Below are 16,206 nucleotides of genomic sequence, written 5' to 3'. Positions count from 1 at the left end.
GGCTTCACTCCTCACCGCCCTCCAGGTCCCAGGGGTATGTCACCGAAGACGCCGCCGGGTCACGCTCCGACCTGTCGCGCTCCGGCCTCCTGTGCTCCGGCGCCTCACGTTCTGAGCTCCCGCGTTCCGGGCTCTCGCTTCCCGATCTCTCGCGTTCCGGGGTCTCCCACTCCCGCTTCTCGAAATGCGGCCTCTCACGCTCCCGCCGCTCCGGTGCCGGTGACCCCGCGGTGCGCCCGCCGTTGGACCACCCGTCCGGCTCCGGTCCGGCCTCCCGCGCATAGCGCTGGTCCAGTGCCCGCAGCGAGGGCCTGGTGGGCCGGGACGCACCCGGGAAGCGCATCTCCAGGGCTCCCTTGAGGGTCTGCTCCCAGAAGTGCCGCAGGGGCACGAGCCATTCCTCGTCCTCGTCGCCGTACCGCCCGGAGAGCTCGTCCAGAAGCGCGATCTGCTGGGGAGCCACCTCGTGAACGATCGTTGTGAAGAGCGTCGACGCGGGTACGGGGGTGGTGGCGAGCCCGGTCGGCTGGGTACGCATCAGCCGGTCGCAGAAGTCCTCGATGATCTGCCCCTCGTCCAGCAGCGCCCACCGCTCGTACGCCGCCAGCAGCCCGGCCCAGCTGGAGACGGAGCCGTCGAAGGCCTCCAGCCGCAGGGTCATGGTGGCCGAGTCGCCCTCCTGGAGCCGGATCCGTATCAACTCGGGCGATGTGGCCGGACCCTCGATATCGACGCGTCCGTTCCACATCGCGCAGAGGATCCGGTGCAGAATCCGCTGCCGGTCGTCCTCCGTGCTGGCCAGCCAGTCGTCCCGGTGGCCCAGCCGCTGCCGCCAGTGCAGGAAGTCGTCCACTCCCGCCGCGTCCCGCGCCTCCGACCAGAGCCTGAGCACATGCCGCACCTCGGAGACATCGGTGAGGCTCATCCCGCTGCGGAACAGCACCACCGTGATGGACTCCGTGTCCACGGCCCGGTACTCCTGGGTCGCCTGGGGGTCGCGCGGCAGATTCAGCTCCTGCTTCAGGAACTGTTCGGCACGCCCGTCCGCCTCGCTTGCCGGGTGCACGATGAGGACCTTCAGCGGACCGCTGCCGTCCGGGGTGAAGCCGACCGGCAGCAGCCCCGCCAGTTGCGAGCGGAACTGCTCCAGCCAGCGGCTGTCCACGGTGGCCTCGGCGTCCTCGTCGCCGGCCGCGGCCCGCAGCAGTACTCCCATCGAGGGCAGCAGGGGACGGTCGTTGAGCACACTCGCCTCTCCGAAGAGCCCCTTCACCCGCTGTTCGACGACCTGCTTGATCTCCTTGACGGCGGCCCGCGGAGAGCGGCGTACGGCCTCCAGCGCACGCTGCCAGTCCTCCGGCTGGATCAGTCTCGCCAGCAGCCCGGCGGGATCCGTGTTCTCCGGCAGTCCCTCGTGCTGAACGAGGCGGTCGAAGACATCGTCGTAGAAGGCCCTGAGGTTGTTCTGCGGAGGCAGCAGATACGAGACTCCCGTGCGGTCGTCGCGGTAGAGCTCCTTGCGGCGTTCCAGGAACAGCTTGCGCTCGTCCTCCTCGTGCGCGCGCAGCGCCCTGGCGAGTTCGCCGATCTCCTTGATGGCGCGGGCCATCGGTGGCCGCCACCGGGATTCCTGTTCCTTCCAGCCACGGTGCCACAGCCGGTTGGCCCGCCAGCGGTACCAGTCGTCCTGCTCGACGATGGCCTCCTGGACGTCCGGGTCCCCCCAGCGCGCCGGGACGAGCCCGCCCACTCCCCCTCTGATCCGCGGGATCTGCGGGGCGGAGGGCTGAACGCCGTCCGGCCGCTCCGGATCGTTCTTCCGGTTCTCCAGCATTCCGGCGAACCCGGCCTCGGCGGCCCGCTGCGGATGTCCGTGCAGCCCGGCCAGTGTCCGTTCGAGCTGGAACGGTCCGATCAGGCCGAGGAGTTCGCGTGCCCCTGCCTGCGGCTTGAAGTCCTCGACGAGCCGCGGGACCTCCCGGTCCAGCTCGCGGCCGAGCCTGCCGAGCCGGTCCTCCATGTCACCGATCCGGTCGCGGAGCGCCTGGCCGATGTGTTTGTTCCCCTTGGGCAGCGGATCGGGGACCGGGATCTCCGGGGCCTCCCGGGTCCACAGCCGGCCGATGCCCGAGCGCTCGAACAGCTCCTGGACCCGTTCGGCACCGTCGTCACGGGGGCGTCTGGCATCCTCGGCCATGCCGTGGACCGCCTGGGCGAGCAGCCGGCCGGCGACTATTTCGGCGAGGTCGTCCACGGGTACGGTCAGTGAGGCGGCCAGGCTGGTGGACATACCGCGGTAGCCGATGCCGGAGCGGGCCGGGGTGGAGCGCTCCACGCTCTTGTTGACGAAGCTGGCCGCGAACGACTGGTAGTCGTCCTCGGTGCGGCCCTGGCCGCTCTCGTCGCCCAGCTCCGTGCCGATGAGCGACATCACCATCGCGGTGATGGAGCGGCGCAGGTCCTCCGGTCTGATGACCGCGGGCCTGCTGAAGAGGAAGGCGGTCTGCACGGTCGACGGGCGCAGCGCGACGACCCCGTCCACGGGATAGTGCACGCTGATCGAGCCGCGCTGTTTCACATCGCCGAAGTCGTTCCGGGCGTCGGGCACATTCTGGTCGTCCACCAGCCGGGCGAGGTCGACCAGCGCGCGGGCGGAGTTCAGCTCGGCCTCGCGGCCGCCGCCCGCCTCGGGTGTGAAGGCCGAGGGCATGACCACCAGGGGATAGATCTTGACCCCTGGCACCTTGGACTTGCGGAACTCGTGCCCGATGAGGTGGATGAAGTCGTAGTAGATGCCGGCTCCGGTACCTCCGGCCACCGAGAACGCCACGAACACATCGCAGCCGCGGATCTGCCGTCCGCCCAGGTCGCGGAGATCGCCCGCGGAGTTGCTGATGGTGCTGATGGCCGCGCGCAGTTGCCGCAGTACCGGCTCGAGGCCGCTGCGCAGCGTGGCGAAGAGCGCGGCCCGGCCCACCGTAGGAAGCTGCCCGGCGCCGTTGTGCAGCGGGGCCACGCGCGGCTGCCGCTCCTGCGGCGGCAGCCAGCCGTGGGTCTCCTCGTGCAGGGCCACCCGCAGCATGCGGGTCACCTCCGGAGAGCTGTCGTAGCCGGTGGGCAGCAGATCGTGGATGACGCGTGAGGTACGGGCGTACGCGGCGGCCTCGGTGCCCTTGGCGCTGAACTGCGGCAGCCGGTCGAGCTCGGACTCGCTGAAGTCCGCGTAGACGAATTGGAGGTAGTCCGGCAGCTGGAACGGTGCTCGCCGGCCGGCGGCGACCAGTTTGGTGCCGTCGGGGCCGCACAGCTCGCGGCGCAGTCCGCGTTCCAGCTCGGCGCCGATCCGGCCGCCGGTTCCGCCCAGGCCGACGAAGAGCATGGGCTGGTAGATCTTCATCTCGTCTCCCCTTGAGCCGTCGTACGACGGCCCCTCGTGACTCAGAAATTGGGGTCGAACCGGCGCGTACCGGCCGCCTGTTCTCCGGTGCCGGCCGGGTCACCGCCCGGGCGGGGGCGGTCGGCCGCGTCGTTGCCGCGGTGGGGCCTGGACCAGCGGCCGCGCGGTGGTGTGCGCGCGTCGTCCCCGGTCCGCACGCCCGGGGCGCGGCCGGTGCGGGTGCGGGAGCCGCGCTCACCGCGCGGCGTCCGGCCGGCCGGGCTGCGCCGGTCGCGTACGACGAGTTCCAGGCCGTCGGCGATGCCGGTGGACTCCCCCGCGCGTACGGCGTGTTCGCGCCCCTGGTGCGGGCGGAGCAGCAGCTCGCCCCCACCGGTGCGCCGCAGCCGGTGGGAACCCGGCGCTCCGGGGGTGCTGCGCTGGAGCGAGGGTGCGGCGCCTGTGGCCCGGTCCACGGTGAAGTGGAATTCGCCGCCGGTGCTCTGCCCCGAACGTACGGTGAGCTCGTCGAGCGGTCTGCCCTCCATGCTCAACTCCAGCTGCACACCGACGAGATCGCGGCGCCGCCTGCGGGCTACGAGCCGTATGACGCCGATGACCGCGAGCAGCAGAAGCAGTGCGGCTCCGCCGATCACCGCGCCCGACCAGCGGTCCCACCAGGTGGGCGGCGCCTCGACCCGGAGATCGAGGAACGAGGTGTCGAGCACCCGCCCGTCGTCGCCCGTGTCGACGACGGTGACGCTTCCGCCCACCTCGCCGAGCGGAGTGCCGGAACCCAGCGAGAGGGTGAACCTGGCGCGGGTGCGCTCGCCCGGGGCGGCTGTGACGGTGGCCGGGCTGATCCGCAGCGCGGATCCGGGCGCCTGGTCTTCGAGGGCCAGCCTCAGTGTGTGCGGTCGACTGTCGTTGTTGGTGACGTCCAGGGTGCCGCCGACGGTGGCGCCGGGGTGCACGGTGGCCCGGTCGACCGTCAGCCCCGCTGTGACGGGCGGCGTGCCCGAGGTGACGCGGGCGTGCAGCGGGCGGCGGTCGGCGGTGACCCCGGGAGCGGCCATCTGCGTGGTGAGTTCGAGGTCTCCCGACGCGTCGGCCGGCACGGTGAGCGTGCCCGTGAAGCGCACGTCGTCGGCCCGCTGGTCCGGTGCCCGCCCGTCGTCCGCCAGCTTCACGGTGACCGGGGCGAATCCGCTTCCCGACAACCGCGCGGAGACCTTGACGCCGGCCAGCTGGCGCGCGTCGGTGACCACGACGCCGCGCCTGGTCTGCATCCGGATCTCGACCACGGCTTGTTCTCCGGCACGCGGAGCGGCGGGGTCCAGGGTCACCGCGGAACGCAGCCGGCCCTGCCAGATGGCGCGGACGGCGACTTCACGGTCCCGGTGGCCCTCCGGTGCCTCGACCCGGACCCGCCAGCGGCCCGGCAGCGGATTCTTCACACGCAGCGCCTCGACCGGGCCGTCCTGGCCGCTGGCCTCGAAGGTCGAGCCGTCGAACGCCCCTTGTGTGGGCACCTTGCGGCCGCTGGGATCGTAGTAGGTGACGGACACCTTGGGGTCGTGTTTGCTGACGGTGATCGACCCGTCGGTGGCGATCGGCGGGATCGTCACCGCCAGATCGGCCGGCGGCTTTCCGACCGTGCCGTGTGCTATCTGGGCGCAGCGTGCCGCGGCGAAGGTCTCCTGCAGCGCCTTGTCGATCTCTGTAGAGCTCTCCACCACGCGCATCCGCGGGGTGGCGCCGGGCAGATCGGCGCAGCCGTTGCGGAAACCGCCCTCGGCCATCTCGGTCAGGGCCGCCCGGTCGATCTCGCCCCCGAAACCGAGCGGCCATACCTGGACGGATTCACGGCGGGCGCGGGCGAGCGCTTCGGTCAGCCGTTTGGCGCCGTTGGCCTGACGGCTGGCGGCGTCGGTGCCGTACTCCGGGCTGTCACGCACATCCAGTTTGCCGTCGGTGAGCAGGAAGACCACCTTCGGGGTGGTTTCGTCGGTGCTCTCGGACAGCCGGTCGACGGCCTGGCTCAGCGCGGCCGGGAAGTCGGTTCCCGGACCGGTCCGCCGTGGATCTCTGCGGGACAACTCCTGTACGCAGTCGCTCAGTCGCTGCCGTCCCGCGGCGTCGGCCACGGTGAGTCCGCAGACCTCCCGCACCGCGGTCTGTCCCGCCTTCTCTGAGCTGCCGAACCCGATGACGGCGGCGCGGGAGCGCTCCGAGATCTCGCCCTGGCTCAGCAGCGCGGCGGCTTCCACCTCGCGTGTCAGATCCTTGTCGGAGAGACTCTTCGACTGGTCGACGACCACGGCGAAGTCGATCGGGTCCGGGCCTTCGGCCGCGGCGGCGGCAGGGGCCCGGGCGGACTCCGTCGCCGTCGCTGTCAGGGGCCCGGTCAGGGCCAGCAGCGCGCCGGCCATCACCAGGGCGCCCGCCTTGCTTCTCAGCTGCATCGTCTCTCACCACAGTTCGCTGAAGAGGGCCAGTAGCGCGCCGAGCGCGAGGCAACACACGCCCATGCGCAGCCACCGGTATTTCGCGGCGAGCACCGCTCCGTGCACGCTCGCCTGGTCCAGCAGCCAGCCGGTGACGTCCTCGCCCGCTGCGGCGAGGCGGGCCAGCAGTTGTTCCGAAGAGGCGCGGGCCGCCAGGTCGCGCAGCAGGGTGCGGTCGGCGCCGACCCTGGTACGCGGCAGGATCACAGCGACGAGCATCAGCACTCCGGCGGCCCAGAACAGGCCGCCCACGACAAGGAGTGCCGACGTGGAGCCCGATTCGGGCAACGGTGTGTCCCCTTTGGAGAACACGACGGCGAGGAAGGCGACGGCGCCGGAGAGCAGGATCGCCGCTTTCGTGTCGGCCCTGCCGATGTCCTCGCGGACCGACATCAGCAGGCGCTCCGCCATGAAGCGGACATCATCCGGTGCTGGCCGGTCCGGTCCCGGCCGTAAGGCGCCGGAGCTCACTCGTCGTCCCAGTCGTCGAATGCCTCGCTGGGCCTGGACGTACGGCGCCGGGACGGCCGGCGCTCGTCCGGTTCCCGTTCCGCCGCGGATTCGACCCGGGTCGGTTCGTACACATGCGGCGGGTCGTCGGGCCGGGCCGGGCCGCCGGCCGCGCTCGCTGCTTCCGCGTCCCAGGAGGGCCGGTCCGGCTCCGGCCGCACCGACCCTTCCCCGAGCGCGGGTCGCTGCGGCCCGCGCTGGGGCAGCACCCGGTCGACGACGCCCCCGAGCACGCCGCCGGTGCTCTCCCGCAGGTACTGCAGCACCTCGTACATCGGCTCGCCGATGTCATGGCGCTCCAGGACCCCGGTGTCGATGAGCCGGTTGAACACCGTGAGGAAGTCGGCCTGGCCCTCACGCCGCTCCTGCCGGATCGCGCGACGGATCTCCCACTGCTTGTCCGGGTTCCGCGCCATGTGGTGGGCGATTTCGGCTTCCTCGCCGCTCCGCAGCAGGATCTCCAGCTCACGCGCCCGATCGGCGACCAGCCGCCGTTCGTGCGCGTCCTTGCGCCGCTGGGCCTCCGCCACGCGCTCGTCCTTGGCCATGTCCAGGTCGACCTCGTGCCGCTGCTGGACCTTCCGCTGGACCACTTTGCTCAGATCGACGAAGACATGGACGCGGGTACGCAGGCCGAGATCGCGGCCCAGGGCCAGCCGGCCCGCGCCCAGTTCGTCCCGTACCGCCTCGTCCGCGCGCTGCGCCTCGGTGAGTGCGAACCGCCGCGACACCGCACGCAACCCGTCGAGGAGTTCGTCGTGCAGCAACTCGGCGACGTCCCAGACCCGTTGGGTGACCACCAGGTAGGGGTCCGTGACCTCCCAGTGCACCTTCGCTGACGCGTCGAAGAAGACTCCGTCGCCGGCGGCGGGCAGCCGGAGGTCGAATTCTGTGACGTTACGGCCGAGCAGCACCTCGAACACGGTGTACGCCCGGCTGAGCCACTGCCTCTGGTGGTTCTCCCGGCGCTCCGGCCACACCACGGTGTGCCCGCCGTTTCCGTACATCACCACCGCGGCTATCTGGCCGCTCCGGCGTTTGTACGGCGGCGAGCACTCCCGTACGAGCGGTCCTTGCGGACGCTCCCGGTGCTGTTCCCTCTCCTGCTCCGGGCGCTGTTGCCCGCGCAGTTCCCGTTCCTGTGCCCAGTTCTGCCCAGGCTGCTGGTTCTGCCCCTGCCGGCGCTGCTGTCCTTGCTGCTGCTGTCCTGGGCGCTGTTGCCCTTGGCGCTGCTGTCCTTGGTGCCGCTGTGCCGCCTGCGGCCCCTCGTTCCCGGGAGTGGTCATCGATCGGCTCCTTCGCCCACGGCGTCCCACATCCGGCTGGCCGCGGCCTTGTTCAACGGCCGGTCGCGGTCCCTGACGAGGTCCTCCAGCAGACTTCGCAGCCGGTCGCGGTCCCTGCGCTGCTCCGCGAGCAGCGGCAGAAAGCCGCAGACCACACGGAGTGCTTCCTCGTTGCGGGAGGCCCGGCGCAGCATGCTGCCCAGTTCGTCCAGCGCCGTCTCTCCGGCGCGGGCGGTGGCGAGTGTGTGCCGCAGCAGGGCCGCCAGTTCCGGCGCGAGATGCGGCCGGGTCGCCAGCAGGGCGATGAGGAGCGGCTGTGCGTCGTACGGCTCGAGTTCGGGGACTTCTGTCAGGCCCCAGAGGTAGGTGGTGCGCATCGTGAGCGTCCCGATCATGGAGATCAGCACGAGATTGGCGAGCCTGCGGCGCCCGTCCTTCAGCCACTCGGAGAGCCGGCCGGTCACTGTCTCGGGCTCGGCGGATGCGAGCAGCCGCATCACGCTGAACGAGGCCGTGCCAAGCACGTCGACGTCGTCGTCATCCTGCCTGCGCACCACACTGACCAGCGCGTCGAGCGAGGCGCCGACCGAGCCGGCCGGCAGGACATAGCCGTGGGCCAGCACAGCGGTGGCGAGCAGCGCGTCGTTGTCGCTCTTGGCCCACTCCTTCACCAGCGACTTGACCGCCGGCTGCACCTTCGCGTCACGCGCGGCCTCGGCGAGCGCCGTCGCCGCCGCCATCTGCGGTACGGGATTGTCCAGTGCTGCCATGGGGCGCACCAGTTCACCGAATCCATAGATCCAGTCCCACGAGCAGAGGACACCGGCCGCGATCGAGGCGCGCACCCATACCTCGGGGCGCGGATCGTCGCACAGGATCCGCAGCCAGCGCGCCATGGGGCCGCGGACATTGTGGTAGCCGTGCCACACCTCGCGGAGCACGGCCGTGGCCAGGCCCTCGCCCTGGAACCGGATGGCACGCATCGGTACCCGGGTGTCACCGAGGTCGATTTCGCCGTCCTCGAGTACGGACCTGGCGACCATGGGGCGGATCTCGGCGTGCGTGCCGAAGAGCCGCCGCCCCACGGGCTGTTCCGGGTCCAGCGTCACCGCCAGCTCCCAGGCAAGCAGCTCGGCGGCTTCCGCGGTAAGGCTGTAGGCGGAGCCGTTGAACACAGCCACGGCGATCCGGAAGGCGGCAGCACTGAGCGTCGGCAGTGCCTCGGGAAGGGTGCCGGGGCGGTCGGCGCCCGCGAACCACGCCCGGGCCTGTGCCCGGACGAAGGTGGCGCAGTCGTTGAGCAGTTGCTCGTCGCTCAGCTCGTCCTTCTGACGGCGGGCCAGATGGTCGGCGAGCCGTGCGGCCTCGCGGGGCCGCAGTTCGTCGAGGCCGAGGGCCTCGGTGACGTCGGTACGCACGGCGAGCGCCCGCGCGCTGTCGAGGGCGCCGTCGGGCTCGCCCTTCAGCAGGACCCGCAGATGACGGTGGAGCACCTCTTCGGCAGGTGCGGGCGGGCAGTACATGCCGTAGCGGCCGCGGAGCAGCCGGTCGGCCAGGTCTCCGCTCTCGACCAGCACCACTCCGTACGCATGTGACTTGCGCAGCAGTTCGCTGAACCTGTCGAGGTGGAGCTCGGAGAGGCGGCTGGGCCTCCGGGGCTCCGTGTGGGTCTCGCCCCGGCGGCGCTCGGGCTCCCGGCGTCCGTCGTCCGGCGGCAGCTCGAGCAGATGACCGGCCCCGGCCTCGATCATCTGCTCGCTGATCTCGTGGACCGCGTGGCTCGGGTCCAGCCGGGTCACTTGGTTGTCCGCCAGTTCGGAGAGCAGGGCGAGGGCAGTGGCCTTGCGACCGCTTCCGGATTCGCCGCACAGCACCAGAAGGCCGTCCGTACGCAGAAGTTGCTTCATCCGGTGGTAGCCGGAGGCCTCGCAGTAGACATCGGCGAGGTGCTTCAGCGCCTCCTGCGGGACCGAACCCTGGACCACGGGCGGGCTGCTGTCGGGGCCGAACTGGCCGATGAAGTAGTTGCCTTCGAATACCTGGCCGTCGCCGCGGATCTCATACGTGCGGTCGGCGCGGCCCGGCGCGAAGGTGCGGCGCGCGGCGTGTGCGGTGCCGGCGCCGCCGGTGCCGCCCGAGCCGCCCAGCGGGTTGCGTCCGGCCTGCTCGAAGGGGTTGACCTCGGGCTGCTGCTCCGCCGTGTCGGCTCCGCCGTTCTCCGAACCGGAGGCCGGCGACTGCGGTTCCTCGTTCTTCTCGTCCTGCGGCGGGGAGTCGTCCTGATCGCTCATGCGTCGCCTCCCTTGCCGCGGGCGGAACGGTCCCGGCCCTTGTTGATGCCGGTGAAGCCACCGTGGATCTCATTGCCCTTGAAGATCTGCATGTCTCCATGGGCGTTGTACTGATTCGTGCTGTCCCGACTCGCGTTGCCCCCACTCGCGCTGTCGTGACTCGCGCTGTCATGATGCGCGCTGTCCTGACTCGCGCCCGGCTGACCCGTCGTCGGCGGCCGAGCGCCCGGAACCGGGTCGCCGGGCGTCCATGCGTCGGGCGTAGGTGGCGGTGGGCCGTCCCCCTGCACCGGCCCACCGCCGGTCTGCTCCGCGGCCCGGTCGCCGAGCGGCGGCTCGGGCCGGCGGGGTATGTGGAACCATGCGGTCTCGTCGGTCTCCTTGTACCGGACCGGCGCCTGGCGGTAGTGACCCGGTTCGACGTAGCGCCCGCCCTCGGCGACCACATTCACGTACAACCAGTCGGAGACCACGATCAGCAGGTCTGCCTTGTCGGCGGTGGTCATGATCTGCTTCGCCGTGGGGCTGTCGCAGAGCCGGCAGGCGAGATCCACCGCGCGTCCCACGAGGCCCTTGCCGTCGTCGAGGACGAGGCCGGCGTTCATGCCGACGCGTAACCGCAGTGGTCGTGCGCTGCCGTCGTTGAGTTCCCGCAAGCTCTCGTAGAGGGTGTCGACCCACCGGCCGACCATGAGGGTCGGGGGTACCTCGGGCCGCAGGGCCGCGAGGATGCCGTCCCCCCTGTCCTCCTGGTGGACCCGCCCCGGCTCGATACCCACGGACGCGTGCGCCTCGGAGAACGCCTCGTACATGGCGGCGCGCATGCGCTTCTTGGCTTCCAGGCCCAACTTCCCCGATCCACAGGCGTCTCCGAAGATCACCAGTCTGTGGACGGCTCCCGCACTGCTCACTAGGACTCCCTGCGTGCTCTGGCGCTTGGTGACAGGTCAACTCTGGGCGGGCGCGGCGGCCGGCGATGTAGCCGTTTACACAGCCGGCGGAGATTTCTCCGGCGGCCGTGTCCCGGGTGGCTGCGCGCGGCCCTGGGCGAGGAGGAGGAGCACCTCCATATCGGTGACGATCACCCGGCGGTTGGCCGTACGGACCACGTCCTGCTCCCGCAGCAGGCGCAGGGCTTTGGCGACCGCCTCCCGAGTCGCTCCTATAGCGGCCGCCAAGTCGTGTTGCGGCAGCGGGAGTTGCAGCATGGTGCCGTCGTCGCCGCGGCGCCCTGCCCGCTCGGCGAGCTCCACCAGCCGGGCGGCGAGCCGCTGCAGCACGGTGCCGGAGGCGAGAGTACGGCGCTCGATGTCCGCGCTGCGCAGCCGCGTGCTGAGCTGGCGCATGATCAGCGATGTGGCGTGCGGCCTGGCGGCCAGGAAGCCCCTGAACCGGACTCCGGAGACGGCCACCGCCTCCACCCGGCCGAGTGCGGTGACGGTGGCGCTGCGCGGCCCCTGGTCGACGGCGGCGAGATCGCCGACCACCTCGCCCGTACCGCGCAGGGCGAGGATGAGCCGGGCGCCCCGCTCCGTCTCGACCGAGACGACGGCCCATCCGGAGAGTAGCGCCAGCACATAGGTCGTCGTATCGCGTTCGCGGATCATCACGTCACCGGGTTCGTACGCCCGCGGCGCCCCCTCGGCGAGCAGCGCCCGGCGGTCCTGGAGGGTGAGGGCGTCGAGGAACGAACGGTCCTGACCGAACAGACTCATCGTTCCCCCACAACGATCCATCTGGCCCTTTCCGGGGGACCACGCGATCTGCCGGTGTGCTCTTCCTCCCACGTCGGATGGCGTTCTCAGCACCAGACCGATGGCTTGAAGTCACGTCACGCGGTGGGGTGAAAAACGCTAGGTGCTCGTCCGGACAAGCGTCAACGAGAACGCACCGTGCGCCCCCTCACCCGCACCTGTGCGCCCCTTTTGCGGCCTCTGGTCACAGCCTCGGGTCGACCGGCTCCGACTCCAGGGCGAGCACCGCGAAAACCGCTTCATGGATCCGCCACAGCGGCTCGCCGTCGGCCAGCCGGTCCAGGGCCTCGAGCCCCAGGGCGTACTCCCGCAGCGCCAGCGAGCGCTTGTGGTTGAGGGACCGGTTGCGCAGCCGCTCCAGGTTCTCCGGGCGGGTGTACTCGGGGCCGTAGATGATCCGCAGGTACTCACGGCCACGGACCTTGATGCCCGGCTGCACCAGTCGGCCCTTCCCGTCACGCGCGAGTGCCTGGAGCGGCTTGACGACCATGCCCTCGCCGCCCCTGCCGGTCATCTCCAGCCACCAGTCGACACCCGCCCCGACCGAGGCCTCGTCGCCGGTCTCGACGACAAGGCGCCGCGTGACCTGGAGCAGGCCGGTCGGGTCGTGCTCCACCAGGCGGTCCAGCCACGCCAGTTGCTCGTCGTGCGGTACAGCGGCGAGCGAGCGCCCCTGTACCGCGAGGATCTGGAACGGAGCGAGACGCACCCCCTTCAGCCCCTCGGTCGTCCAGCAGTAGCGCCGGTACGCGTCGGTGAACGCGGCGGCGTCCGCGGCACGTTCGCGCTGCTCGGCCAGGAGTCCGTCCACATCGACGCCGCGCCCCACGGCAGCCTCGAGGGCCGCCGTGGCGCCCGGGAAGACGGCCCCGGCTGCGGCGCCGACCGCGGCGTACTGCGAGCGCAGCAGCCCGGCCGCCTTGAGCGACCAGGGCATCAGCTCCGCGTCGAGCAGCAGCCACTCGGTACCGAACTCGTCCCACAGGCCGGCCGCGGTGACGGCCGTACGCAACCGGTCGAGGACCGCCTCGGTGACGGCCTCGTCGTCGAAGAAGGGCCGTCCTGTACGGGTGTACAGCGCGCCGGTGGGGCCTCCTCCACAACCTCCGGCATCGGAGGTACCCCCAACGCCGAACCGCTCGCGCGCGGCCACGGCGTCACGGCAGACGAGCGCCACCGCCCGCGAGCCCATGTGCTTCTCCTCGCACACGACCTTGGCGATGCCGTCCGCCCGGTACTGGGCGAAGGCCTCTGCCGGGTGCTCCAGGTATCCGTGCTCCTTCGAGGTCGCGGTCGGCGACATGGTCGGCGGAAGGTAGGTGAGCAGCCGCGGGTCGACGGCGAAACGGCTCATGACCTCGAGCGCCGCCGCGGCGTTCTCCTCGCGCACACCGATACGCGCCATGTGACGGGTCTCCACGACCCGCCGGCCCTGCACATCGGCGAGGTCCAGCGGACGGCCCTCGCGGCCGCCCGGAGCCTCGGTGGTGAGCGGCCTGGCCGGTTCGTACCAGACCTTCTCGGCCGGTACGTCGACGAGCTCGCGCTCCGGCCAGCGCAGCGCGGTCATCCTGCCGCCGAAGACCGCTCCGGTGTCCAGGCAGATGGTGTTGTTGATCCACGAGGTGCTGGGCACGGGTGTGTGGCCGTAGACGACTGCCGCCCGCCCCCGGTAGTCCTCGGCCCACGGGTAGCGCACGGGCAGGCCGAACGCGTCGGTCTCGCCGGTCGTGTCGCCGTACAGCGCGTGCGAGCGGACCCGCCCCGAGGTGCGCCCGTGGTACTTCTCGGGCAGACCGGCGTGGCAGACCACGAGCCTGCCCTCGTCGAGTACGTAGTGGCTGACGAGTCCGTCGATGAACTCCCGCACCTGCTCGCGGAAAGCGTCGTCCTCCTTCTCCAACTGCTCGATGGTCTCGGCGAGTCCGTGTGTGTGCTGGACGTTCCTGCCCTTGAGCCAGCGTCCGAGCTTGTTCTCGTGGTTGCCGGGCACGCACAGGGCATTGCCGTCGGCGACCATGCTCATCACGCGGCGCAGCACACCGGGGCTGTCGGGTCCCCGGTCGACGAGGTCGCCGACGAAGACCGCGGTACGCCCTTCGGGATGAGCACCGTCCTCGTAGCCGAGCTTGGCGAGCAGGGTCTCCAGCTCGGAGCGGCAGCCGTGGATGTCGCCGATGATGTCGAAGGGGCCGGTGAGGTGCCTGAGGTCGTTGTAGCGGCGCTCGAGGACGACCTCGGCGCTCTCGACCTCCTCCACGCTGCGCAGGATGTGAACCTTGCGGAAGCCCTCACGCTCCAGTCCGCGCAGCGAACGGCGCAGTTCGCGCCGGTGGCGCTGGATGACGTGGCGCGGCATCCCGGCCCGGTCGGGACGTACGGCGTTGCGCTCGGCGCAGACCTCTTCCGGCATGTCGAGGACGATCGCGATGGGCAGCACGTCGTACTGGCGTGCCAGCTGCACAAGCTGCCGACGGCTCTCGGGCTGCACACTGGTGGCGTCGACCACGGTCAGCCGTCCGGCCGCGAGCCGCTTGCCCGCGATGTAGTGCAGTACGTCGAAGGCGGCACCGCTCGCGCTCTGGTCGTTCTCGTCGTCGGCGACGAGCCCGCGGCAGAAGTCGGAGGAGATGACCTCGGTGGGCTTGAAGTGCTTACGGGCGAAGGTGGACTTGCCGGAGCCGGTGGCGCCGATGAGGACGACGAGGGACAGGTCGGTCACCGGGAGCGTGCGCCTCGCCGGCGCGGTGGTCGGAGTGGTGCTGGTCATGCGACCTTCGCCTCCTTCTCGGCCTCGGTCCTGCCGGTGTTCTCGGTCCTGTCGGTCCTGCTGGTGTTCTCGGTCCTGTCGGTCCTGCTGGTGTTCTCGGTCCTGTCGGTCCTGTCTGTGTGCCGGGACCTGTCGGTGTTCCTGGTCTTCCCAGTCTCGTCGCTCCGGGTGAAGACAGCCATCTGGGTGGGCGGCCCCACCTCCGGGTCGTCGGACCCCACGGCCACGAACTCGACGCCGTAGCCGACGCGTTCGGCGACGGCACGCGCCCAGGAGCGGAATTCCGCGCGCGTCCACTCGAATCGGTGGTCGCTGTGCCGGACATGCCCGGCGGGCAGCGTCTCCCAGCGGACGTTGTACTCGACGTTCGGCGTCGTCACGACCACGGTCTGCGGCCTGGCGGACCCGAACACCGCGTACTCCAGAGCGGGCAGCCGCGGCAGATCCAGGTGCTCGATGACCTCGCTCAGCACGGCGGCGTCGTATCCGCCGAGCCGTTTGTCGGTGTACACGAGCGAACCCTGCAGGAGCTTGACGCGTGCGGCCTGTCTCTCGCCCATCCGGTCCAGCTTCAGCCGGCGCCCGGCTATGGTGAGCGCCCGCACGGACACGTCCACGCCGACGATCTCGGTGAAGCGCACATCCTTGAGCAGCGCCTGCACCAACTGGCCCTGCCCGCAGCCCAGGTCCAGCACCCGGCTCGCCCCGGCCGTGCGCAGCGCCTCGAGAATCGCGTCCCGCCGCTGCTGAGCGAGCGGCACCGGCTTCTCCTCGGTGTCCGTCGTCTCGTCCACGGCGTTGTCCACGTCCTCGACCTCGAGGTCGTCGGCCTCGGCCAGCCGCACCAGCTCAAGACGCTCCATCGCCTGCCGGGTCAGCCCCCAGCGGCGCGACAGATAGCGGCTGCTGATCAGCTTCTGCTCGGGGTGTTCGGCCAGCCAGCCCTCGCCCGCCCGCAGCAGCTTGTCCACCTCGTCGGGCGCGACCCAGTAGTGCTTGGCGTCGTCGAGCACCGGCAGCAGGACGTACAGCTGCCGCAACGCGTCGGCCAGCCGCAGCTCCCCTTCGAGCACCAGCTGTACGTAGCGGGAGTCGCCCCACTCGGGGAACCGGGCGTCCAGCGCCACCGGCTCCGCCCCGACCGAGGCCCAGCCCAGCGGCCCGAAGAGCTTTCGGACCAGCTCGGCGCCACCGCGCGCGGGCAGGGCGGGCACCTCGACGCGCAGCTGCATCGGCTCCTCGGCGCGCCCGGGCAGTGCGGTGCACACACCCCGCAGGGCGCTCTTGAACACGGTGCTCAGCGCGACGGCCAGCAGCGAAGACGCGGCGTACGGCCGGTCGTTGACGTACTGCGCGAGCGCCGGATCCGGCGCGCCACCACGCCCCTTGCCCTTGCCGCGCCGCACCAGCGCCACCGGATCCACCTCCAGCAGCAGCGCGGAGGTGCAGCGCTCGGCGGACGCCTCGGGGTAGAAGACATGCGCCGTGCCGTGCGAGGTGGAGAACTTCTGCACCTTGTCGGGATGCTTGTGCAGCAGAAATCCGAGGTCGGTGGCGGGACGTTCGGGGGTACCGGTCGTGCTGATCGTCAAGAACATCCGGCGTACCTCTTTGACCTTCGCTTGTACGAGCTGAAACGGCTGTGACCTGCCAGGACGGGCTTCAGAGGCTATCGGAGGCAGTCAGCGGCAACCACTGAGTTTCGACCCGGA

The 16,206-nt window shown here is 70.9% G+C and carries 9 protein-coding genes; all 9 read right to left on the bottom strand.

Translation table 11 applies throughout. From position 1 onward, the window contains the following. Window positions 1–4 precede the first annotated feature (4 nt). Window positions 5–3,397, bottom strand: a complete 3,393-nt coding sequence (locus ACWDZ6_RS27805) for a tubulin-like doman-containing protein (RefSeq protein WP_451505009.1) — start codon at window positions 3,395–3,397, stop codon at window positions 5–7. A gap of 41 nt (window positions 3,398–3,438) precedes the next feature. Further along, window positions 3,439–5,841: a VWA domain-containing protein gene (locus ACWDZ6_RS27800; RefSeq protein WP_451505008.1), complete on the bottom strand. Its 2,403-nt coding sequence runs from the start codon at window positions 5,839–5,841 to the stop codon at window positions 3,439–3,441. Window positions 5,842–5,847: 6 nt separating this feature from the next. After that, window positions 5,848–6,294 (bottom strand): Pycsar system effector family protein, encoded by a 447-nt coding sequence (locus tag ACWDZ6_RS27795; RefSeq protein WP_366734652.1) that lies wholly within the window; start codon window positions 6,292–6,294, stop codon window positions 5,848–5,850. A 56-nt stretch (window positions 6,295–6,350) separates the two neighbouring features. Continuing rightward, window positions 6,351–7,679 carry a hypothetical protein gene (locus ACWDZ6_RS27790; protein WP_451505007.1) on the bottom strand — a complete coding sequence of 443 codons (1,329 nt, stop codon included), beginning with the start codon at window positions 7,677–7,679 and terminating at the stop codon, window positions 6,351–6,353. After that, entirely contained in the window at window positions 7,676–9,970 is a 2,295-nt protein-coding gene (locus ACWDZ6_RS27785) for a hypothetical protein (protein ID WP_451505006.1), read from the bottom strand. The genes ACWDZ6_RS27790 and ACWDZ6_RS27785 overlap by 4 nt, the downstream gene beginning before the upstream one ends. Continuing rightward, the gene (locus ACWDZ6_RS27780) at window positions 9,967–10,881 is read right to left on the bottom strand and encodes a hypothetical protein (protein WP_451505005.1); all 915 of its coding nucleotides are present in this window, start codon (window positions 10,879–10,881) and stop codon (window positions 9,967–9,969) included. The genes ACWDZ6_RS27785 and ACWDZ6_RS27780 overlap by 4 nt, the downstream gene beginning before the upstream one ends. Window positions 10,882–10,956: 75 nt before the next feature. Further along, window positions 10,957–11,685, bottom strand: coding sequence for a Crp/Fnr family transcriptional regulator (locus tag ACWDZ6_RS27775; protein ID WP_366734656.1), 729 nt, complete (start codon window positions 11,683–11,685; stop codon window positions 10,957–10,959). Window positions 11,686–11,908: 223 nt separating this feature from the next. Next, window positions 11,909–14,494 carry a polynucleotide kinase-phosphatase gene (locus ACWDZ6_RS27770; RefSeq protein WP_451505004.1) on the bottom strand — a complete coding sequence of 862 codons (2,586 nt, stop codon included), beginning with the start codon at window positions 14,492–14,494 and terminating at the stop codon, window positions 11,909–11,911. Next, complete coding sequence (locus ACWDZ6_RS27765; protein ID WP_451505003.1) at window positions 14,491–16,092, bottom strand: 3' terminal RNA ribose 2'-O-methyltransferase Hen1; 1,602 nt, start codon at window positions 16,090–16,092, stop codon at window positions 14,491–14,493. The genes ACWDZ6_RS27770 and ACWDZ6_RS27765 overlap by 4 nt, the downstream gene beginning before the upstream one ends. Between the last annotated feature and the right edge of the window lie 114 nt (window positions 16,093–16,206).

The organism is Streptomyces sp. NPDC002926, from assembly GCF_053591755.1.
Note: the sequence above shows the minus strand (reverse complement) of the source record. Positions and strands in the feature narration are given on the sequence as shown.